Raw genomic sequence first — 23180 nt, 5'->3', positions numbered from 1 at the left:
CAAAAGCTGCTCAATTGAGCAGCTTTTGTTTTAGACTTATGTGTTAAGGTATATTATCCCAAATAAGGATATTTGTAATCTTTAGGAGAAACAAAAGTTTCTTTAACACTTCTTGCAGAAACCCAACGAAGTAGATTCATTTTAGAACCAGCTTTATCGTTAGTTCCTGAAGCTCTACCACCACCGAATGGCTGTTGTCCCACTACGGCTCCTGTAGGCTTGTCGTTGATATAGAAGTTACCAGCAGCGTTTTCTAATGCTTTATAAGCCTCGTCTATCGCATAACGACATTGTGAGAAGATAGCTCCCGTTAATGAATAAGGAGAAGTGCTATCTACTAATTTAAGAGTTTCAGCCCAATCTGCATCTTCGTAAACATAAACGGTAAGGATAGGTCCGAAGATTTCTTCTACCATACTTTCATATTTAGGGTTGGTAGTAAGAATCACAGTTGGGTGAACAAACCAACCTTTGCTGTCATCAGTTTTACCACCTAAAACAACTTCAGCATCATTAGCTTGGTTGGCTCTTTCGATATATCCTTTGCATTTTTCAAAAGAGTTTTTGTCTATCACGGCGTTCACAAAGTTAGACGGGTCTTCTGGAGAACCTACTTTTACAGTGCTAAGTTGAGCTTCCATTACCGCTTTTACATCATTCCAGATAGATTTAGGAATGTAAGCACGAGAGGCTGCCGAACATTTTTGTCCTTGATATTCAAAAGCACCTCTTACTAGGGCAGTGGCTACGGCTTCTACATTAGCAGATGGGTGAGCAACTACGAAATCTTTACCTCCTGTTTCTCCAACGATTCTTGGGTAAGATTTATAGTTGTGGATATTGTCTCCAATCAGTTTCCACATACCTTGGAATACTTTAGTAGAACCTGTGAAGTGGAGACCTGCAAAATCAGGGTGTGCTAATACTTTTTCTGCTGTTTCTTTTCCGTCAGTGAAAATCATATTGATAACACCGTCTGGTAAGCCAGCCTCTTTTAGTACCTCCATAATTACTTTTGCAGAGTAGATTTGTTTGTCCGAAGGTTTCCATACTACTACATTTCCTAGCATTGCCATACAAGTAGGTAGGTTACCAGAAATAGCAGTAAAGTTGAATGGCGTTACGGCAAAGCAGAACCCTTCTAACGGACGGTACTCTGAACGGTTCCAAATGCCATTATCGGAAACAGGCTGTTCGGAGTAGAGTTCTGTCATAAACTCTACATTAAATCTTAAAAAGTCTATAAATTCACAAGCAGAGTCTATTTCTGCTTGATGCACATTTTTAGACTGGGCAATCATTGTAGCCGCATTCAGTTTATCTCTGTAAGGACCAGCGATGAGGTCTGCAGCCTTTAAGAAAATAGAAGCTCTTTGCTCCCAACCTAGTGCGTTCCATTTTTCTTTAGCAGCAAGAGCGGTTTCTATGGCTTCATCTACGGTTTTCATATCTCCTTTGTAGTAGAAACCTAAACTGTGCTGGTGGTCTTGTGGAGAAAACATTTCTACCTTATGGTCTGTTTTCACCTCTTTTCCGTTGATAATCATTGGGACTTCCACTTTCTCTGCCCACATTTTCTTATAAGTGGCAATTAGAGATTTTACTTCGTCAGACCCTGGAGCGTAGGCTCTTACGGGCTCGTTGGTTGCAAATGGTACTTGCGAAATAGCTTTTGACATTGTATTTATATTTTTATGTTGAAAACGATTTTCCACAAAGTTACTATAATTAAAGTAAACTACCAATTTTTAGTTTTTGACCATTTTTGCGAAAGAAAAATCTAACTATTTTATTTCTAAGAAATGTAAATATTCTATAGTTGAACTAGCCTTGTGATTTCTATTATTTTCTTTATCGGCTTTAAAACGTTGATAATCTATAGAGAACAAATCATATGTTCCATATTTTGACATTATAGATTTTATTTCTGAACTATTCATAAGCCCTTCGTTATTATAGCTTAAAAAAATATATTTGAATTGTGAATTTTTGATTAAATTTTCAAAAGACTCCTTTACAGAATTTTTACTACAATAGCTAGATTTGTTATAGTTTCTTAAACCTGTTTTTCCTTTTGGAGTGAAGGTGTCATACTTTGCAATTGTATTTAATAAATGATAATTTGCTCCATATTGACGAGCGTTGTAAGGTGGGTCAAGGTACAAAATATCACCGCTTATTTTTTTAATAAGTTCGTTACTGTCATCGTTAAAAACTTGATGATTGTTATCATTTATAGTAAATATAGCGGGTTCTATTATTATCTCTTTTTGTGCAGATTTTTTAATATGTTTCAAGAAAGCACCGTAAACTGAAGCTGTGTTGGCTACTTTATCAGCACTTTCTAATAAAGAGGCTAGTAAGAAATAATATTGATTGTCTGTTATGTATTTTTTTATTTTCCAATTTTCTATTTTTTGGCGAATAGCATCTATTTTTTTTCCGTTTGTTTCAGAGAAATATAACCTTTGTGCTTTTCCGTTTTCAGAGTATTCTTCAAAAATAAACCCCTGAATTCCCTTAATGTTATTGAGTTCTTTAATTAGATGATTGTATTCAAAAAATTGGTGATTTTCAATATAATTTCTATTTAGTACAAAACTGTAATATTCAATATCGTTACTTATTATTTGCTTTACTTCTGATTTGAAGTTTCTTCCAATAATGCCAGTTCCTGCAAATAAATCACAAAATATTTTTTGACTTAAATCATTACCAACTACGGAGTAGATTGATTGTTTTATAAAGTTTGATAGCTTACTTTTTGACCCTATGTAATTCATATTTCTTCTTCTGGATAAAGTTTCTTTAAAATATTGTCAGTAACTTCTTTGCTAATTTTTATGACACTTGATTTTCTGTATTCAACGGGGTCAAACTGATAGCAACCAACACAACCTAGTTCTTGAGTATAGTGCTCATCTCCTTCGTAAAAAGAATAAGGGTTACCTTTTAGGTTTTTGGCGTTCCATCTTAAATTAGTTTCTTTACATCGTTTACAAATTTGGCGTTTTGCATCGTTTGCAGCTTTACTTAATGGTTGGAAATCCTCTAACCTTTGAGTTTTTATATTTGAAACTCTATCATTATCCTTTCTACCATCTTTATGGTCTATTTCTATTTTGGTATTTATAGAGTTGCCATTTATGCCGAGCATAACACAGTTTTTATTTTTGTAAAAATCTTTAATCTCCTTTCGGATACTTTGATTGAATGTATTAGAATTGTTAAATCCAGTTAATCTTATGGCATCAATGGAGTTTCCTCTTGTTTTTGTTTTATCAAACTCAATGGTGTATGTTTTTGCTAAACTTGAACTTGCTCTACACCAACTTCCTCCATTACCAAGTTGGAGTGCTTTGTATTTACCTATAAACTCGTTTACCGAAACCCAACGGCTTACTCCGTTACTATCAGGTTTTGCTAATTCTAAAAATAATTCTGTTTTTGTCATCACTAAAGTTCTTTTTTAAAAACAAAAATGTATTCGTGTTTGAATATATAATAATCACTCTTCATAGCACGATAGGTCCAAATTCCATTTTTTCCTAATTTTCCTCTGTTGCCTTCTATATTTTTTATGATAATACCTTTTAGTTTGGTTTTGAAATTTCGTTTAACAGTGTCCATTAGATAAAATGAAAGAGGGATTACCTCACTATTTTTATAAACATCTCCAATTACTATGGCAAAATATCTATTTTTTGCTAAGTATGGTAATATATTTTTACAAACTTCTAGAAATTTTTTTACAAAACTATTTAGATTGTCTATTTGTGATAGGTCATTGGGGTGGTTTGTGAATTTTATAATATCCATATAAGGCGGATGCATTATTATAAAATCAACTTGTTTTGAGTTGTTTTTTTTTAGTCCTAGTTCTAAAAAATGTGTAGTCTGTTCCTTGTTAGTAACATCGCAATTAAATATTGAAAAATTATGTATAAAACTAGAATCTTTCATTTGATTTTTCACGTAGTCTATCATCTGCTGATTGATGTCTAGTCCTATAAAATTTCTATTTAGATTTTCACATTCATATAAGGTGGTTCCGCTTCCTAAAAAGGGGTCTAATACTAACTCATTTTCTTTGGTGAAACGCCTAATCAGTTGATTTGGTATTTGAGGAATAAAGTTACCGTGATAAATGTTTTTATGTTTTCCTTCTCTTCCACGTTGGTCAATCAACCATAGAGAGTTAACGTCTATGTCTGTATCTTTCCACTCTTCAACATTTAAATCATTAAACCTCATTTTTGAGATGAATCTTTATTTGTGCCAAAGATAGTTAATAATATTTATTTTTAAACTGTTAAGAAAAGGTATAGAGAATGAATTGATAGTTAATTAGTGGATTTTGTGCCTATCATTGATGTTTCATTAACGATAATCCTTATTTCAGATAGGTCTTATTGTTTAGTGTTTGATGTCTTCTAGGTAGGTGTTGTTATTTTATTGGTAGTTTTCTTTGTTTTGTTGGTAGTGGTGGGTGTCTTCTAGGTAGGTGTCGTTATTTTATTGGTAGTTTTCTTTGTTTTATTGGTAGTGGTGGGTGTCTTCTAGGTAGGTGTCGTTATTTTATTGGTAGTTTTCTTTGTTTTGTTGGTAGTGGTGGGTGTCTTCTAGGTAGGTGTCGTTATTTTATTGGTAGTTTTCTTTGTTTTATTGGTAGTGGTGGGTGTCTTCTAGGTAGGTGTCATTATTTTATTGGTAGTTTTCTTTGTTTTATTGGTAGTGATGGGTGTCTTCTAGGTAGGTGTCGTTATTTTATTGGTAGTTTTCTTTGTTTTGTTGGTAGTGGTGGGTGTCTTCTAGGTAGGTGTCATTATTTTATTGGTAGTTTTCTTTGTTTTGTTGGTAGTGTTTGATGTTTTCTAGGTGGTTATTTATATTTGAAATGAAAGAAGTCTTAGACATTATTTAACAAAAGATTTTCTTAACTTTACCTCAAAATTTTAGAAGAATTATGACAGTTACAGAAAAATTAGGAGTGTTACGCTCTAAAATGAAAGAATATAATATAGATGCATTTGTAGTGTATTCTGCAGACCCGCATATGAGTGAGTATTTGCCTGAAGAATGGCAAGAGAGGGTTTGGCTCACAGGGTTTACTGGGTCGGCAGGATTTGTGGTAGTTACTGGAGATAAAGCAGCGCTTTGGACTGATGGGCGTTACTTCGTACAAGCTCCGCAAGAGTTAGCCGGCTCTGGGATAGAACTAATGAAAGAAGGGGTGGAAGGTACACCAAACTATATAGATTGGATAGCGTCGCAAATTCCACAGAATGGAAAGGTGGCAGTAAATGCTTTGGCGACGGCTCATGCGAATTGGGTAGATTTAGAAAATAAACTAGAACAGCAGCATATTTCTTTAGTCAATCAGCCTTTGTTAGAGGAAATATGGACAGATAGAGGGGTGCCTTCAAAAAACGAGGTCTTTGTTCACCCTTTAAAATGGGCAGGGCAATCTGTGCAGGATAAGCTTGCTTCCATTAGGCAGAAAATGAAGGGAAAGGAGGCTTCTGTGCATATTATGTCTAGTTTAGACGATGTGGCTTGGACGCTTAACCTACGAGGTAGTGATGTGGATTGTAATCCTGTTTTTTTAAGTTATTTAGTGATTGGCGAAGCGGAAGCGGTTCTTTTTGTTGATTTAGAAAAACTCAATGATGAAGCTAAAGAACAAATGGAAGTTTCAGGAGTTAAGCTAATGCCTTACGAATCTTTCTTTGGATATTTAGCTCAATTTAAAAATGAGAAAGTATTAGTATCTCCTAATGCTAATCAAGCTATATATAATGCCTTAGACGGAAATAGTTTTGTTGTAGCTCCTGTACCTGCTAATCTAATGAAAGCGGTTAAAAACAGTACAGAATTAGAAGGCTTTAGAACGGTAATGGTGAGAGATGGAGTGGCTATGGTTAAATTTTTATACTGGCTGAAACATAATGTAGGTAAAGAGCCTATGACGGAATATTCCATAGGAGAAAAGTTGAGAGAGTTCCGTGCCGAAGGAGAAAATTTTGTGGGCGAAAGTTTTGGAAGTATTATAGGGTACAAGGGTAATGGAGCGATAGTGCATTACTCTGCAAAAGCAGAAGGAAGTAAAGAAGTTACCAATGAAGGAAGTATTTTAATTGATTCTGGAGGGCAATATTTAGAAGGGACTACTGATATTACGAGAACATTAGCGTTAGGAGCGGTGTCTCAATCTTTTATAGATGATTGTACTTTGGCACTCAAGGGAATGATAGATTTGAGTATAGCCAAGTTTCCGAAAGGAACTAGAGGTTTCCATTTAGATACTATTGCGAGGTTGCCGCTTTGGCAAAAAGGTAAAGATTATGCTCACGGGACGGGGCATGGTGTGGGGAGCTTTATGAACGTACACGAGGGACCTCAAAATATTAGAAAGGATATGAACCCACAAGAGCTACTTCTTGGTATGGTTTGTTCTAACGAGCCAGGTTTTTATGTAGAAAACGAGTATGGTATTAGACACGAAAATTTAGTAGCGGTAAAAGAGTTAGAGACAACGCCTTATGGCGTATTCTATGGCTTTGAAACTCTCACACTTTGTCCGTTTTTTAGGGAAGTTATCAATGTAAAACTACTTACCGAGGAAGAGAAAAATTGGTTGAATACCTATCATAAAACTTGCGAAGAAAAGCTAAGTTCTTATTTAGAAGGTGATGTTAAAAATTGGTTTTTGGATTTGGTGAAGCCTTTATAAAAGGAATTATTTTGAAATTATTTTAACCCAATAGCCTCCTAAACTATCGTTAGGAGGTTTTTTTTATCTAAAAAAAATAAGAATTTCTAGAGTGTGGTGTGTATTCAAAGGTTTTTGTAGGTAACTGAATTTTTTTCATTGTGTAATTTTTAGGTCAACTAGGACAATATATCATGGATAATAATGAGATGTAGCAGCGTTCAATATATGCAGATGTATAGTTTGTAACCAAAAAATTAATACAATAATATTTGTTATAACTCGTTGTGCATTTTAAATAATACTGATTTTTAGATGATTTAATTTTCTTTGGAAGATAAATTTATTGATATATTGAATAACCGTTGCGGCGGTTATTTTACTGATTATCCTTGTTTTAAAGCCTTCAAAAGTTTTAGCATAGTTTCTTTTAATCATAAATTGGTCGCAAAGTTGAGAGAAAAATGTCTCAATTCGTTTTCGCTTTTTCTTGTACAATGAAAATTGAGGAATATAATCTTTCTGATTACTTCTCATTGGTGTATCTAATTTAATATTAGCATAGTTAAATAAATCTATTTGAACTTTTGCTGATAAATAGCCTCTATCTCCAATTAAAGTACAGTTTCGCATTTGCTCACCACTATCTTTTAAATAGTGGATGTCGTGAACGGATGCAGGGCTTATATCAAAATTCTTAATCACACCATTTAAAGAACATACTGCGTGTAGTTTATAGCCATAGAAATATAATTTCTGTGAAGCACAATAACCATATGTTGGTGAAGAATAGGATTGCTCTTTACAAATTTTTGAACGAGTAGAACGAGCGTTTTCACAAACTTTCATTGGCATGCTATCAACGATAAAAATATCTTCAAACTCATTGAACTCCATCGAAATACGCTGTCTAATTTGCTCTGTTTGTAGGGATAGTCTTCGTTTTCGCTTATTGTAAACACTTCTTTCAATTTTGTTTATCAGAGAGTTTGGCAATTTTCTAAATAACTGTAATTCGCTATCAATACTCAAGTATTCAGCAGTAATATTAAGACTTATGACTTCTAAATCGCTCATTTTAGGTGTTCTTCTCTGATAACTAATCAGTTGATTTTCTGAAAAAAGTCCTAAAACTTCCAAAATTCTTTCATATATTTGCTCTATGTTGTTCATTTATATCGTTTTATAGCAAAAACAATATACTGATTTTCAGTCTAATAAACAACTCTTGTTTTTTTCATTTCATAATGCACAACGGGTTTGTTATAGAATCTTATATACCTCTATTCAAACATTCAAAATACTAATTTTAATGGTATTTACTTTTTGGGCTATATTTTTTTTTGTACTTTGGCGAAGTAAATTTTAATATGAAATAAAATGAAAGAAGTATTTATAGTATCGGCAGTAAGAACACCGATGGGAAGTTTTTTAGGTTCGTTATCTAATGTACCAGCACCACAATTGGGAGCAACAGCTATTAAGGGAGCTTTAGCTAAAATAAATCTAGACCCTAAAGAAGTTCAGGAAGTTTATATGGGGAATGTATTGCAAGCGGGAGAGGGACAAGCACCTGCTAGGCAAGCGGCTTTGGGGGCAGGGCTTTCTAAAGAAACACCGTGTACTACTATCAATAAAGTTTGTGCTTCTGGTATGAAAGCCGTGATGATGGCAACACAAGCGATAAAAGCGGGAGATGCTGATGTGGTCGTAGCAGGAGGTATGGAGAATATGAGTTTGGTGCCTCACTATTATAATGCTAGACAAGCCGTAAAGTTAGGTGATGTAAAAATGCAGGACGGAATGGTTCTGGACGGACTTACCGATGTATATAACAAAGTGCATATGGGCGTATGTGCCGAGAAATGTGCTTCGGAGTATGGATTTTCTAGGGAGGCTCAAGATAAATTTGCGGTACAATCTTACCAAAGAGCAGCCAATGCTTGGAAAGAAGGTAAGTTTTCAGATGAAATAGTACCAGTGGAAATTCCACAAAGAAAGGGAGAACCAATTCTCTTTACCGAAGACGAAGAGTATAAAAATGTGAACTTTGATAGGATACCTACCTTGCCAACGGTATTCCAAAGAGAAAATGGCACCGTAACAGCAGCTAATGCTTCTACACTTAATGATGGTGCTTCTGCTCTTATTTTAATGTCCAAAGAAAAAATGGAAGAACTAGGATTAAAGCCTTTGGCTAAAATTATAGGTTATGCAGATGCTGCACAAGAGCCAGAATGGTTTACAACAGCACCAGCTAAAGCCTTACCAAAAGCCTTAGACAAAGCAGGGGTTAGTCTGTCTGAGGTAGATTTTTTTGAATTCAACGAAGCGTTTTCTGTGGTAGGTTTGGCAAATAATAAAATTCTTGGTTTAGACGAATCTAAGGTTAATGTAAATGGGGGAGCAGTGGCATTAGGACACTCTCTAGGAAGTTCGGGTTCTAGAATTTTGGTTACACTTATCAATGTACTTAAGCAGAATAATGGTAAAATAGGAGCTGCGGCTATCTGTAACGGAGGCGGCGGTGCTTCTGCTCTAGTGATAGAGAATTGCTAGTATTTGCTATTGTTCAAATTGATTATAAAAAACCATTAAGAATAAATAATACGATTTATATCTAAGTTCTTAATGGTTTTGTTATTTTTGCGAGATTAAATTCAGTTATAGTATGTCAAACATAAAGGAAAATCACCCTAGTAAAAATATTAAAAACAATCCTAAAGTAATGAGGGCTTGGGCAGTGTACGACTGGGCTAATTCTGTATATTCTTTAGTCATTACTTCTACTATTTTTCCGATTTATTACAGTATTATTACCACAGCCTACGAAAAAAATGAATATATCAACGAAACAGGACAATGGGTAAAAGTACCTGTAAGGAATAGCATTAAAATATTTGGAGAAAACTATCATCCAGATGCTATTTATGGATATTCGCTTACCATTTCTTTTCTTATCGTGGTTTTCTTATCGCCTATATTGTCCTCTTTAGCGGATACTATCGGTAATAAAAAATCCTTTTTACAATTTTTCTGTTATCTAGGAGCAACTTCGTGTATGGGCTTAGCGATGTTCGTTAATATGCATACGGTATTCTTAGGACTTCTTTTTAGTATCACGGCTAGTGTGGGATTTTGGGGGAGTTTGGTTTTTTATAACTCATTTTTGCCAGATATTGCCACACCAGATAAGCAAGACGCACTTTCTGCAAAAGGTTATGTTTATGGTTATATTGGTTCTGTAATATTGGTGATTATATGTTTATTATTGATTCAAGTTCTTGCGGAAACTCCTAAACAAGCTCTTATAATGACGCGTGTAAGTTTCTTGCTTACAGGAGCGTGGTGGTTTGGTTTTTCATATTATACATTTAAGCATTTGCCGAAGTTTGGGAATGTTAAAGAGCAGCTACCTAAAGATTTAGTGCTTCTGAATTTAAAGAATGTTTTTAAAAGCCATAAAGAACAAGGTGGTTTTTGGGCGGTTTTTAAAAGTAATATTATCTTCTACATAGAGATTGTAAAAGAGAGTTTTAGAGAGTTACACAAGGTTGGGACACAACTATTTAAAACGCCTAACCTTAAGTTTTTTCTTACTAGTTTTTTCTTTTATAGTGTAGGGATGCAAACCATTTTCCTAATGGCGACTTTGTTCGGAAAAAGCGAAATTAACTTGCCTCAAGAAAAACTTATTTTAGTTCTTTTAGTTATTCAGATTGAAGCGATTATGGGAGCTGTATTGTTTTCTAGATTATCTAAAAAGATAGGCAATAAAAATGTGATTTCGATAGCCGTTTTCCTGTGGATTGTAGCGTGTGTAGCAGCGTATATGATAGACAAGCATAGCTCTGATGCAGAATATAAATTCTACGGAGTTGCAGGTATTATTGGTTTGGTAATGGGTGGTTTACAAGCAATGTCTCGTTCCACATATTCTAAGCTATTGCCAGAAAATGGTATGGAAAATACAACCTATTTCAGTTTTTATGATGTTTTAGAGAAGAGAAGGTAGCTATTATTTTAGGAACATTTATTTTTGCGACTCTTATAGAGCATTTTAATAATATGAGATATGCAGCTTTGTCTATGGTTGTTTTCTTTTTCTTGGGGATTGTGTTTATAAGATTCTTGAACGAAAAAAAGGTTGGTTAGTATTTAATAAGATACATAATAAAAAAATCGCTCCGTAATTTACGGAGCGATTTTTGTTATAATAAATTCTTGATATTAGAAAGTGTAAACTTCTGTATTGGTTTCACTTAGTACTTCGGTTGCTTCAGCTTTATTAGGCTCTTTGGAAGCATCTAGTAACGAAGGATTGCTAGGATAAGTTCCGTTATTGAATGTTAGTGTTTTCCAGCCTTCCCTATCTTGAACAGATAATACCTTCCAGCCATTTTCTTCTTTAGACTGTACCCAGAATGGAGGTGTAGTAACAGTAAACGTGGTAATAGGCTTTAAATCATTTTGTAAAAGCAACACGGTACAACCACCACTACCACAAAAAGAAGAAGAGGTTAGATGTACAAAAATTTCATTCTTGCCATCATTGTTTAAATCTACTTGAGCTAACTTAAACTTTTTGTCTTCTGGTGCAATGGTTTTAGCATCTTCTTTTGTTAAAAAACTATTGTTAAGATAGTCTTTCACTCGAAGCGCTAAAGCTTCATTTGTTTCTGTTGTTAGAGAATCTGCTACAGGAGTTTCTACCGTAGAAATACTATCATTAGCAGGAGTTTCTGTTACTTTGTTTTTATCTGTGTTACAAGAGAATAATACTAATGCCGCAACAGGCAATAAAACATTTTTGATTTTCATAATTGAGTTTAATTTTATTGGTTGGGAAAGTTTCAAAAATAATGCCAAAGTTTGAACCTAAGAAACCAAAAGGCTACAACCTCTAATGTCGGAATGGTCTATTCTTCCTAGAACTTGAAAGTAATCAACACCTTGTAAGTGAGTTATTTTGCCTAAATCTTGTGTAGCAATAAAACTACAACTATGGCGGTTGGCTAAATCTATAATGTTAATAGCTCCTGTTCTCCCATTTTCAACATATGAAAGAGGGTCTTCTGTATTACGAATTAAAATCCTCATCCAATGAGGTGTTTGGTAAAGATTATCTCCTAATGAGTAGGCCTGAGACAGAAGTTCTGTCATAGAGTATTCCGAATAAATTTTCTGAGTTTTAAAGCCTTCCTTCAAGGTGTTAAGAAGTTCGTCTTTAGTTATTTCCTCTTTTCTTCCTTTCATTCCACCAGTTTCTATTATGGTAAGGTGTTGATGATAAGGGAGTTCCCATTTGTTATCCGCTAGAGTGTCCAAAAAATCAAGCAAGGCAAACGAAACTCCAAAGAGAATTACCTTCTTGTTTTGTCGTTGTAAGTCATTAAGAAGTTTGTACAGCTCCTGATGGTTGTATAAAAAATAGCCGTTTTCTTCTTTAGATGAGGTTTTCATCAGAAAATCAACCATATAAACTAAAGATGAGTTTTGGCGTTCTAGATAATTGGGTAGCAATCCTAAAAAAACAAAATCTTCGGGAGTGCCTATAAATTGTTTAAAACTTTTATAAATGCTATGTTGATATAACTCTTCATTCGCAATCCAATGTTTAGATAAATTCATCTGGGTAGTACCTGAACTTTGGAAATATAAAGAAGGTGTTAATCCTTTTTCTAACACTGTATGATTTTTAAACATTTCTATTGGAAGAAAAGGAATATCTTCTATATGCTCTATTTTTTTAGGATTGACGTTGAGAAAATCCACGAATTTCTGATAAATTTCTACCTTTTCATATTGGTACAAAAAGGTTTCTATACAGGCTTCCCTAAAAGCTTTTTCTGTGTTAATATCAAAAATAGAAAGCATCAATAAATGTTTTTAAGCCAAATTAAAATCTTTTAAATAAGGCAATCCTTTTTGCGAACCTCTATGTTGAGATACTTTTAGTGAAACATCGTTGCCAAATTTTACACATTCGTTGATGGGATTTCCATGGCATAGAGCTATTGCAAAACCTGAAGTAAAGGCATCACCCATTCCCATTCTGTAAGCCGCTTCTTCTGGGTCGTTACGGAAATATTTCATTTCAGAACCATTGTAATATATGGTAGAATTGGTATCATCTCTTACAAAAAGTTTGTTGGGTAGTTTTTGTAAAACGGCATCTCTGTGGTCATCTCCAAAAAGTGTAGATAAGTCGTTGCTTTTAGCAACTATGAAACTAGCGTACTCTACTAATTCCTTAGAAAGTGGTCTTGCGGGAGCAGCATATATGCCAAGTTTAGTGCCGTTTTTTTTGCAAAGTTCTAACACTTTTTCTATAACCGTATCCGTGATTTCTAGTTGAACCAAAACTAAATCAGCGGTTTCAAATAGGTGTTTGGGATTTTCTAGATGTTTAGGACTCAAGGCATAGTTAGCTGATGGGACTACAACAATGGCATTTTTACCTTTAGAAGTGGTAACATATGCCGTACCAGTTTCTATATCAGGGTTTTCTACAACAAATCCTACATTTACATTTTCTTCTACAAGATTTCTTAATATTTGTTGCCCATAAGGGTCCATACCTACACATCCTACAAAGTAAACACTAGCTCCTAGTCTTGCAGTTCCCACGGCTTGATTAGCCCCTTTTCCACCGAAGAAATTTTCGGAGGAGTTAGCCATCACTGTTTCTCCCAACTCAGGATAGTGCTCTGTTTTTAAAACCAAATCCACAGATGAGCTTCCTACTACAAGGATTCTAGGTTGTTCTTTACTAAGTTTCATATTTGTTGTAATTTTTTAATCAACTTGTACTTCTATAAATTCTGAAATAATTTTTACGGGTTGATGACTTTCATTAAAACCTATATACGAGGCATAAAAACCTTCTCCGTAACCTGTTTCAAAAGCAATAATATTATTCTTATGCTGCTCGTTAGGTATCAAAGATGCAAATTGGTCTATAGCTCCGTTTTCATCAAAAAAGTGAGCGTGGAAAAATTCTTCATAAATACCCATAAAATCATCGCCTTTCTTTTGGAATAATTCTAGTTCTAACTGATTAAGATATTTCTGAGTGTCTTTATCCATAAGGCAACCCATTCCTGTTTCTACAGGGAATCCAAAGATTTCATCTTCTTTTAAGTCTTTAATATTTTGCCCATTGCATACGGCAAGTTCCCATTTAGAAACGGGTTCTTCAGAAAACACAATCTCCGCATAGGCGATGCAGTTACTTGCCTGTTCTTTATGTATTAAAACAGCGAACTCACCTTTCGGAAAAGTAAAACTAAACGGCTCTTTATCAGGGGTGATAAGTGGGTCGCAAGCAACTAGCTCTCCAGAGGAAAGGTGTATCATTCCGCCATTGAAAGTTTCTAGCAGAGGACTTTCTACAAATGGCTTAGAAAAAAGTTTTGCGATGTTTTTAATGTGATTCATTATTTTTTATCCCAGTGTTTTTAATTTTTCTTCCAAAAGAGCTATTTTATCTTGAGCATCTTTTTGTTTTTTTCTTTCCATTTCTACCACCTTTTCAGGAGCTCCACTAACGAATTTTTCATTGCTTAACTTTTTCTCAACTGAAGCTAAAAAGCCTTTAAGATAAGAAAGTTCTTCCTCTGTTTTCTTTTTCTCTTCTTCCAAATCAAGCGTTTCGCTAAGTGGTATAGAAAGCTCTGTAGAACCAACTAAGAAAGAGAAACTCGGTTTGTCTGTTTTTTCATTGAAATAAATATCAGAAACATTAGCAAGCTTCTTTATAAGTGCTTTGTTGCTATTTTCGGTAGCATTGGTGTATAGTTCCACGGTTTGTTTAGGAGAAATACCTTTGCTTTGTCTGTAATTTCTCACACCAGAAATCCACTCTTTAGCAATATCAAATTGGTTGATAATATTTACATCAAATTCTGATGCTTCTTTCTGCTGAGCGATGATGAGGGCTTCGTCTGTATTTCTTGAAGTAATGTTTTGCCAAAGTTCCTCGGTTAAGAAAGGCATAAAAGGATGTAGCAATTTCATCAACTCTTCAAAATAAGCAATGGTTTTATTGTAAACTTCTTTAGAAATGCTTTCGCCGTAATTCGGTTTAATGGCCTCCAAATACCAAGAACAGAAATCGTCCCAAATTAATTTATAAATAAGATGTAAGGCATCTGAAATTCTGAATTTTTCAAACTGCTCGTTAATATCTTTTACGGTTTTATCCAATAGATGCCCAAACCATTCTATCGTTTGGTTTTCAACCGCACCAGCAGGTTTGTCTTCTTGTTTCCAACCTTGTACCAAACGGAAAGCATTCCATATTTTAGTAGCGAAATTTCGCCCTTGTAACATTAAGTCTTCGTCGAACAGAAGGTTGTTTCCAGCTGCAGAACTCAATAGAATTCCTACTCTTACGCTGTCTGCGCCGTATTTGTCAATCAATTCTATTGGGTCAGGCGAATTGCCTAAAGATTTGGACATTTTGCGTCTTTGCTTATCTCTTACAATCCCTGTGAAATATACATTTTTGAAAGGAACTTTACCTCTCCATTCTAATCCCGCCATAATCATTCTGGCTACCCAAAAGAAAATAATGTCTGGACCTGTAACGAGGTCGGTAGTAGGATAATAATAGTTGATTTCTTCACTGTTAGGGTCTAATAATCCGTCAAATACGGACATTGGCCACAGCCAAGAAGAGAACCAAGTATCCAAAGCGTCTTCGTCTTGTTTTAAGTCGGCAAGGCCTAGGTTTGGATTTTGAGATTTTTCTCTTGCTAATTCCAATGCTTTTTCAGCGTTTTCCGCCACTACAAAATCGTTTTCGCTTTCTCCGTAGTAGTAGGCAGGGATTTGTTGTCCCCACCAAAGCTGACGAGAGATGTTCCAATCTCGGATGTTTTCCATCCAATATTTATAGGTGTTTTTAAATTTATCAGGATAGAATTTAATTTCGTCATTCATTACCACCTCTAAAGCAGGTTTTGCAATTTCGGACATTTTTAAGAACCATTGTTGAGAGATTTTAGGCTCTATCACCGCTCCTGTTCTTTCGGAAGTTCCCACCTTGTTTACATAGTCTTCCGCCTTGGCGAGGAGACCTTTCTCTTCTAACTCTTTTGCAATTTCTTTACGAACCACGAAACGGTCTTTCCCTTCGTAGTGCATTCCGTGATGATTTAGTTTGCCATCATCATCAATAGCATCAATGATTTGAAGCTGATGCTTTTGACCAATTTCGTAGTCATTAACATCGTGGGCAGGGGTTATTTTTAAAGTTCCTGTTCCGAATTCAATATCTACATATTCATCAGCAATAATTGGCACTGCACGATTGACGATAGGCACGATAACGGTCTTGCCGATAAGTTTTTGGTAGCGTTCGTCGTTAGGGTTTACGCATACGGCTACATCACCGAAAATGGTTTCAGGACGTGTGGTGGCCACGGTAAGAAAATCTTGTGTCCCTTCAATTTGATATTTTAAATGATACAGTTTTCCGTTTTGTTCTTTAAAGATAACTTCCTCATCGGAAATGTTGGTTTTGGCTTCTGGGTCCCAGTTGACCATACGGTAACCTCTATAGATAAGCCCTTTGTTATATAAATCTACAAAAGATTTTATCACTTGCTCGGAGAGTTTATCCTCCATCGTAAAGCGGGTTCTATCCCAATCACAAGAACAACCTAATTTTTTTAATTGCTCCAAAATTGTTCCGCCATATTTATGCGTCCATTCCCAAGCGTGTTTTAGGAATTCTTCACGAGAAATATCCGATTTGTTAATGCCTTCTGCTTTAAGTTTAGCCACCACTTTAGCTTCCGTAGCAATAGAGGCATGGTCGGTTCCAGGTACCCAACAAGCATTGTAACCTCTCATTCTTGCTCGTCTAATCAACACATCTTGAATGGTATTATTTAGCATATGTCCCATATGTAAAATTCCCGTTACATTAGGCGGTGGAATTACAATGGTGTAGGGTGGTTTATGATTAGGTTCAGAATGAAAATATTTGTTTTCTAACCAGTAGTTGTACCATTTTTGTTCGGTAGAGGAAGGGGTATATTTCTCTGAAATCTGCATATTTTTATGTCTATTTATAATCGTTATTTTTGCTTTGTTCTGCAAAAATAAGATAAAGATAGTAAGGAAGCTAACTTTTCGATACAAATTTGTAGGGACAAATTTTAAGTGGAAAATAAATTGTAGTTTGGCGTGTAATTTGTAGTTAAAGAATAGAAAATAGCTAAAGTTGAAAAATAATTTTAACTTTGCATAACTTTAAAAGTATAAGAATTATGAAAAAGATTTTAACAGGGCTAGTTTTAGCGGTAGGTTTTATGGCTTCTGCCCAAACTATTAGCTTCGATAAAACAACAGTAGATTATGGTAAAGTAGAAAAAGGTTCAGAAGGACACCGCTATTTTACAGTAACTAATACAGGTGATAAACCTTTAGTAATTAGTAATGTAAAAGCATCTTGTGGGTGTACAACTCCAGAATGGGACAAAACGCCTATTTTACCAGGTAAAACTTCTAAAATTAAAGTAGGTTATAACACTAATTTAGTAAATCCATTCAAGAAGCTTATAGAAGTTTTCTCTAACGACCCTAAAGCTAACAGAAGTGTTATTTGGATTCAGGGAGAGGTAGTGGAAACGAGTAAATAGAAATATTTAGTATCAAAATGAATAAAAAAATCCGCTTTTTAAAAGAGCGGATTTTTGTTTTGAAAAAAATAACAAAGGCTATAAGCTGGATTCTGTATTCTAAACAAATTTAGAACGCTTGTTATTTATCTACGCTTAATATTGCTATTAAGCTTTAGCTGCTTACCCCTCGGCATTGGACGAGCTACCCTTAGTTGCCGATATACTTAGCATTGCACCGCATAGAGTTTACCTGATTTCACTACAGCCGTACTGTACTTGCTTTCTGTTGCACTAGTCCTCACATCACTGTGGACGGCGGTTAGCCGCTATGCTGCTCTATGGTGTCCAGACTTTCCTCTTTGTTTAGTTGAAAAAACAAAGCAACAAGCCGCCTTTGTTATTGTCTGCAAAGATAGAGAAATATTTAGAAGAAGACTTACCTAGTTAAATTAGAAATGCAAGAGAATAAGCGAAAGTTTCTCAAAAATAATCCGTAATTTTACCAGTTCAAAATTGTAATTTAAACTAAGTAATAGATGGGTAAAAGTACAATCAATAACGGATTAGCGATGAGTGGGGCAATCCTATTGGTGTTTTTCGTGGTGTATTTTTTCTTTATGGATGTTAATTATTTTCACACTACGATGATAGCTAATTCTTTCGTTCTACCTCTTATTTTTGGTGTTGGGGCGTTTATTTCTGTTTATTCATACAAGAAAGAAAAAGTTAGGCTTACCTTTAAGGAAGCTTTTGGAAAAGCATTTGCACCGATGTTTTTGGCGGGGTTCTTATCTATTTCCAGTATTTTTGTGTTTATTAGTTACGTTGATAAAGATGTTAAATCGCTTTTAAATCATCAGTATATAGAGAGTTTTAGAGCTTCTTTGGAAGAAGAATATACCAAAGCGAAACAAATTACCAAACCTAATACAGAAGAAGCAAAGGAACTAGAACAAAAATATGAAGAAGGTAAAAAACGAATTGAAGAGAAAGTAAAGAAAAAAGAAGATATGTTTTCTTTATACCATTTCTCTTTGGTGTTTGCAGGATATTGTGCTTTCTTTTTGATATTGTCTGTTTTCTTTGGAAGTTTCTTTAGAAGCAAAACGGTTTATTAACTTATTTTTTTAGAAAAAATGGATTTATCTATTGTCATACCTCTTCTTAATGAGGAACAATCTTTAGAAGAACTTTATAATAGGATAGAAAATGTCTGCAATGAGGCTGGTTTATCTTACGAAATTTGGTTTGTGGACGATGGGAGTACCGATAGTTCTTGGGGGACAATAATGTTTCTTAAAAATAGAAATCCTAATATACAAGGGATTAAATTTTCTAGAAACTATGGGAAATCTCAAGCACTCCATGCAGCTTTTGCGAGGGTGAAAGGAGAAGTGGTAATTACTATGGATGCGGATTTACAAGATTTTCCGGAAGAGATACCAGCTTTGTATCATAAAGTGGTTAATGAAGGTTATGATATTGTGAGCGGTTGGAAAAAGAAACGCTACGATAATGTAATGACCAAAAATATTCCGTCTAAGCTATTCAATGCGGCAGCGAGAAAGGTTTCAGGAGTGTTTCTACACGATTTTAATTGTGGACTTAAAGCGTACCGAAAGCAAGTGGTAAAGTCCATAGATGTATATGGAGATATGCATAGATATATCCCTGTACTAGCGGCTAATGCAGGTTTTAGGAAAATTACAGAGAAAGAAGTACAACACCAGGCAAGACCTTACGGAAGTTCAAAATTTGGCACAGAACGATTTATAAGAGGTTTCTTGGATTTGGTAACACTTTGGTTTGTAAGTAGATTTGGAGGTAGGCCAATGCATTTCTTTGGAGCGGTAGGTACACTGATGTTTATTATTGGTTTTTTATCATCTCTTTGGTTGGGTGTGTCTAAATTGATAGATATGTCTAAAGGTGTTTATGGGCATTTAATAGCTGATAACCCTTGGTTTTATATAGCTTTAACGATGATGATAATGGGGACTTTATTGTTTATAGCAGGTTTTTTAGGAGAACTGATTATCAGAACTAATAGAGAGCATAAAAATTATCACATAGAAGAAATTATTTAATTGTGAGTAAGATGAAACATTATATTTATCTTTTGGTATCGGTATTCTTATGGAGTTCTTGTGGAAAGGTAACTCCAGAAGGTGAGATAAAATCTGAAGATACGCCTTTGGAGGTCTTTAATAAACTTGAACTAGAAGGTAAATACAGGCTGTTTTTCACTCAAGGAGAGGAGAACTTTGTTAATGTAGAAACTTATCCTAATCTTATTAGCAATTTAAAAATTAAAGTTGAAGATAGTACACTCAAAATCATAGAGAAAAGACCTACTGGAAATGTAGATTTCTACACAGTAACGGTTTACTCCAAAACGCCATTGAAACAAATAAGTATTTCTGACTCTGTGGAAATGAATGTTTCAGGAGATATTAAAACGCCTACTTTGAAAATCAATCTAAAAAATCAAGGCAAATTTATAGGTGCAATAAAGACCTCTAAAGCAGAAGTGCAAATGACGGAGAAATCAAGAGCTAATTTTTCAGGCGTTACTAAAGAGGCTGTGCTTAAAATTTCGGATACAGCGAGTATTATAGCGCCTTATTGGACGGTAGATTATTTTGATATTCAGTCTAAAAATGGGAACTATGCAGAAATCAATACTAAAGAAGAAATTTCTGGAAAGGTAGAAAATACAGCTAAGCTGGTCTATTACGGAAATCCAATAAGAAAGCTCAAAATAGATAAAGATACAAGAGTAGAAAATAAAGAAAAACCTTAATTTTAACATAAAAATATAAAGATATGAATACAGTGGATAAAGCTAAACTTTGGCTTACAGAGGCGTTTGATGAAGAAACTAGACAGACTGTAAAACAATTGATAGATACTAACTCACCAGAGTTAGAAGATGCATTTTATAAAAACTTGGAGTTTGGTACAGGTGGAATGCGTGGGATTATGGGCGTTGGAACCAACAGACTTAATAAATATACTTTAGGACAAGCAACACAGGGTCTTGCCAACTATTTGCATCAGCAGTTCCCTAACCAAGAGATAAAGGTAGCCATAGCGTATGATGTAAGAAATAACTCTAAAGAATTTGGTAAAATAGTAGCAGATGTACTTACGGCTAATGGGATTAAAGTATTGTTGTTTAAGGAACACCGTCCTACACCAGAGCTTTCGTTTACGGTGAGAGATAAAAAATGTAACGCAGGTATTGTGCTTACCGCTTCACACAATCCACCAGAGTACAATGGGTATAAAGTATATTGGAACGATGGAGCTCAGATAGTGCCACCTAATGATGCAGAAATCATCAATGAAGTACTCAATACTAAATATGAAGACATCAACTTTAATGGTAATGATAGCCTTATAGAATGGGTAGGAGAGGAGCAAGATGAGGTTTATATAAGAATGTGTATGGAGAACTCTCTTTATCAGAAAGATAAGTTGGGGTATGATAATCTTAATATTGTATTTACTTCTATTCACGGGACTACTTATACCACCATTCCACAGGCTTTAGCAAAGGCAGGTTTTACCAAGGTAGATTTAGTAAAAGAACAGATGATTCCTAGCGGAAACTTCCCTACGGTAGAAAGTCCAAATCCCGAAGAGCCAGCAGCATTAACTATGGCAATGGATTTAGCAAAGGTTACCAATGCAGATATTGTAATAGGTACAGACCCAGACGGAGATAGATTAGGGATAGCGGTAAGAAATTTAGATGGAGAAATGCAACTCCTCAATGGAAATCAGACCAATATGATTCTTACAGACTATATTTTGTCTCAATGGCAAAAGCAAGGTCGTATCACGGGCACAGAGTTTATAGGTTCTACCATTGTAACTTCTGATGTGTTTTTTGATTTGGCAAAATCCTATGGAGTTGAATGTAAGATGGGGCTTACAGGCTTTAAATGGATAGGTAAAATGATAAGAGAAGTAGAAGGTAAGCAGAAATTTATCTGTGGAGGAGAGGAAAGTTTTGGCTTTATGACAGGAGATTTTGTGAGAGATAAAGACTCTTGTGGTTCTATATTATTGGCTTGTGAAGTAGCAGCGTGGTGTAAGGCTCAAGGTAAAACGATGTATCAGTATATGATAGAAATCTACCAAAGATTAGGTCTTTATCAAGAGGCTCTTGTAAATGTGGTGAAAAAGGGTAAAGAAGGTGCGGAGCAAATCAAAAAAATGATGACGGATTTTAGAAATAATCCTGCAACCTTGTTGGCAGGTTCTAAAGTGGTTTTGGTTAAAGATTATCAAGAGCAAACCGCTTGGGATTTGAACAAAAACGAAAAACAACCAATGACGGATATTCCTAAGTCTAATGTGCTTATTTACTATACAGAAGATGGCACAAAAGTAGCGATAAGACCTTCGGGAACAGAACCTAAAATTAAATTCTATTTTAGTGCATTAGATAAAATAGAGTCAGAGAAAGATTTTAAGTCTAAGATAGAAATTCTAAATGAAAAAATAGAAGTTATCAAAAAAGATTTAGGTCTAGTATAAACTGTTAAAATATATATAAATTCTTATGAAAATATCTCGTTTGGCAACTAATTTAGTGGCATCAGAAATAGTAAAAATAGGAAATGAGGTTAATGAACTCAAAGCTAAGGGTGCTCAAATCGCCAATCTTACTATAGGAGATTTGAACGCTGATATTTATCCTATCCCTTCTCTTCTAAAAGAAGAAATACAAAAGGCTTACGAAAACAATTTAACTAACTATCCTCCAGCCAGTGGTTTATTAAATCTTAGGGAAACTATTTCTTTGGATTTAAAGAAGCGTTATCAGTTGGATTACTCACCAGAAGAAATATTGATAGCAGGTGGTTCGCGTCCACTTATTTATACAGCTTATATGAGTGTTGTAGACCCTGGAGATAAAGTGGTTTACCCTACTCCCTCTTGGAATAACAACCATTATTCCTATCTAACTTCTGCAGAAAAGGTGGAAGTAGAAACTAGAAAAGAAAATAACTTTTTGCCTACCGCAGAAGAGCTCAAACCTCACTTAGAAGGAGCTGTATTATTAGCGCTTTGTTCTCCTTCAAACCCTACAGGGACTATGTTTACCGAGCAACAGCTTAGAGAAATCTGTGAGGTAGTAGTTGCTGAAAATAAAAAAAGAGGAGAAAACGAAAAACCATTGTATCTACTATACGATCAGATTTATGCAATGTTATTTTTTGGGCAAAAGCACTTTAATCCTGTAAGTCTAGTGCCAGAGATGAAAGATTATACCATATTTATAGATGGTTCATCTAAATGTTTTGCAGCTACAGGAGTAAGGGTAGGTTGGGGGTTTGGACCTTCAACAATAGTTGATAAGATGAAGACTTTCTTAACTCACATCGGAGCATGGGCACCTAAACCAGAGCAGGAAGCTACATCTAAGTTTTTATCTAAAATGGATGAAGTAGATGCTTATGTAAACGATTTTAAAGGTAAAATACAGTTAAGTCTAAATACTTTGCATCAAGGTATTCAGGAGCTTAAAAATAAGGGTTTTGCGGTAGATAGTATAGAGCCTATGGGAGCATTGTATCTTACTATTAGGATGGATTATGTAGGGAAGACTACTCCAGATGGAGAGGTATTGAAGGATACCACAGATGTCGTATTTTACCTTATCCGAGAGGCAGGTATGGCGTTAGTGCCATTTTCAGCATTTGGTAATTCTAGAGAGATGCCTTGGTTTAGAGCTTCTGTGGGAGGTTGTTCTTTGGAGGATATTAAAAATATGTTACCTATATTAGAAGGCGCTTTGTCGAAGCTTAAATAATATAAAC

Annotated in this window: 18 protein-coding genes, 1 other RNA gene and 1 pseudogene; 9 read left to right on the top strand and 11 right to left on the bottom strand. The window is 34.9% G+C overall.

Features of this window, described 5'->3' with window-relative positions:
- Positions 1-53: 53 nt before the first annotated feature.
- The 4 genes from pruA to VIX88_RS03695 all read right to left on the bottom strand — a co-directional run bounded on the left by pruA (position 54) and on the right by VIX88_RS03695 (position 4254).
- The gene (gene pruA / locus VIX88_RS03710; RefSeq protein WP_154468880.1) at positions 54-1679 is read right to left on the bottom strand and encodes an L-glutamate gamma-semialdehyde dehydrogenase; all 1626 of its coding nucleotides are present in this window, start codon (positions 1677-1679) and stop codon (positions 54-56) included.
- 105 nt (positions 1680-1784) lie between these two features.
- Entirely contained in the window at positions 1785-2783 is a 999-nt protein-coding gene (locus VIX88_RS03705) for a DNA adenine methylase (protein ID WP_014938122.1), read from the bottom strand.
- Positions 2780-3454, bottom strand: coding sequence for a type II restriction endonuclease NlaIII (locus VIX88_RS03700; protein WP_014938123.1), 675 nt, complete (start codon positions 3452-3454; stop codon positions 2780-2782). Before VIX88_RS03700 ends, VIX88_RS03705 begins: the two co-directional genes overlap by 4 nt.
- A 2-nt stretch (positions 3455-3456) precedes the next feature.
- Entirely contained in the window at positions 3457-4254 is a 798-nt protein-coding gene (locus VIX88_RS03695; RefSeq protein WP_079206842.1) for a DNA methyltransferase, read from the bottom strand.
- Positions 4255-4966: 712 nt separating this feature from the next.
- Here VIX88_RS03695 and VIX88_RS03690 point away from each other — a divergent pair.
- Positions 4967-6733 carry an aminopeptidase P family protein gene (locus tag VIX88_RS03690; RefSeq protein ID WP_079206840.1) on the top strand — a complete coding sequence of 589 codons (1767 nt, stop codon included), beginning with the start codon at positions 4967-4969 and terminating at the stop codon, positions 6731-6733.
- Between the two features lie 273 nt (positions 6734-7006).
- Here VIX88_RS03690 and VIX88_RS03685 read toward each other — a convergent pair whose 3' ends face one another.
- A complete protein-coding gene (locus VIX88_RS03685; RefSeq protein ID WP_127919811.1) occupies positions 7007-7885 on the bottom strand; it encodes an IS982-like element ISRa1 family transposase in 879 nt (292 codons plus the stop codon).
- 207 nt (positions 7886-8092) lie between these two features.
- On the opposite strand from VIX88_RS03685, the gene VIX88_RS03680 reads away from it, so the two are divergent.
- Both VIX88_RS03680 and VIX88_RS03675 read left to right on the top strand, forming a co-directional pair.
- On the top strand, positions 8093-9271 hold the full coding sequence (locus VIX88_RS03680; RefSeq protein WP_214194048.1) for an acetyl-CoA C-acyltransferase: 1179 nt from the start codon (positions 8093-8095) through the stop codon (positions 9269-9271).
- A 112-nt stretch (positions 9272-9383) separates the two neighbouring features.
- A pseudogene (locus VIX88_RS03675) lies at positions 9384-10867 on the top strand (MFS transporter).
- Between the two features lie 75 nt (positions 10868-10942).
- Here the strand turns inward: VIX88_RS03675 and VIX88_RS03670 are convergent.
- From VIX88_RS03670 to VIX88_RS03650, 5 genes are read right to left on the bottom strand one after another with little or no spacing between them, the layout of a single operon-like run.
- Positions 10943-11533 (bottom strand): hypothetical protein, encoded by a 591-nt coding sequence (locus VIX88_RS03670; protein WP_004918401.1) that lies wholly within the window; start codon positions 11531-11533, stop codon positions 10943-10945.
- A gap of 57 nt (positions 11534-11590) precedes the next feature.
- Positions 11591-12589: an acyl transferase gene (locus tag VIX88_RS03665; protein ID WP_214194046.1), complete on the bottom strand. Its 999-nt coding sequence runs from the start codon at positions 12587-12589 to the stop codon at positions 11591-11593.
- 12 nt (positions 12590-12601) lie between these two features.
- Positions 12602-13495 (bottom strand): ribokinase, encoded by an 894-nt coding sequence (locus VIX88_RS03660; protein WP_214194045.1) that lies wholly within the window; start codon positions 13493-13495, stop codon positions 12602-12604.
- 15 nt (positions 13496-13510) lie between these two features.
- Positions 13511-14152, bottom strand: coding sequence for a DUF4241 domain-containing protein (locus VIX88_RS03655; RefSeq protein ID WP_064971001.1), 642 nt, complete (start codon positions 14150-14152; stop codon positions 13511-13513).
- Between the two features lie 6 nt (positions 14153-14158).
- Entirely contained in the window at positions 14159-16777 is a 2619-nt protein-coding gene (locus VIX88_RS03650) for a valine--tRNA ligase (protein WP_064971002.1), read from the bottom strand.
- Positions 16778-16992: 215 nt separating this feature from the next.
- Here VIX88_RS03650 and VIX88_RS03645 point away from each other — a divergent pair, with 215 nt between their 5' ends.
- The gene (locus VIX88_RS03645; protein ID WP_004918413.1) at positions 16993-17364 is read left to right on the top strand and encodes a DUF1573 domain-containing protein; all 372 of its coding nucleotides are present in this window, start codon (positions 16993-16995) and stop codon (positions 17362-17364) included.
- 65 nt (positions 17365-17429) lie between these two features.
- Here the strand turns inward: VIX88_RS03645 and rnpB are convergent.
- Positions 17430-17746: RNase P RNA component class A (gene rnpB, locus VIX88_RS03640), an RNA gene on the bottom strand.
- Positions 17747-17882: 136 nt separating this feature from the next.
- On the opposite strand from rnpB, the gene VIX88_RS03635 reads away from it, so the two are divergent.
- The 5 genes from VIX88_RS03635 to VIX88_RS03615 are packed head-to-tail and all read left to right on the top strand — an operon-like array spanning position 17883 to position 23173.
- Positions 17883-18464, top strand: coding sequence for a DUF4199 domain-containing protein (locus VIX88_RS03635; RefSeq protein ID WP_064970468.1), 582 nt, complete (start codon positions 17883-17885; stop codon positions 18462-18464).
- A gap of 18 nt (positions 18465-18482) precedes the next feature.
- Positions 18483-19433, top strand: a complete 951-nt coding sequence (locus VIX88_RS03630; protein ID WP_064970469.1) for a glycosyltransferase family 2 protein — start codon at positions 18483-18485, stop codon at positions 19431-19433.
- An 11-nt stretch (positions 19434-19444) separates the two neighbouring features.
- Positions 19445-20149: a GIN domain-containing protein gene (locus tag VIX88_RS03625; protein WP_064970470.1), complete on the top strand. Its 705-nt coding sequence runs from the start codon at positions 19445-19447 to the stop codon at positions 20147-20149.
- A gap of 23 nt (positions 20150-20172) precedes the next feature.
- Positions 20173-21894 (top strand): phospho-sugar mutase, encoded by a 1722-nt coding sequence (locus tag VIX88_RS03620; RefSeq protein ID WP_109475163.1) that lies wholly within the window; start codon positions 20173-20175, stop codon positions 21892-21894.
- A 25-nt stretch (positions 21895-21919) separates the two neighbouring features.
- Positions 21920-23173 carry a pyridoxal phosphate-dependent aminotransferase gene (locus VIX88_RS03615; RefSeq protein WP_064970472.1) on the top strand — a complete coding sequence of 418 codons (1254 nt, stop codon included), beginning with the start codon at positions 21920-21922 and terminating at the stop codon, positions 23171-23173.
- The last annotated feature ends 7 nt before the right edge of the window (positions 23174-23180 follow it).

The organism is Riemerella anatipestifer (assembly GCF_035666175.1).
Taxonomy (GTDB): Bacteria; Bacteroidota; Bacteroidia; order Flavobacteriales; family Weeksellaceae; genus Riemerella; species Riemerella anatipestifer_D.
The sequence above is the reverse complement of the archived record's forward strand: the minus strand, read 5'-3'. Positions and strand labels throughout refer to the sequence as shown.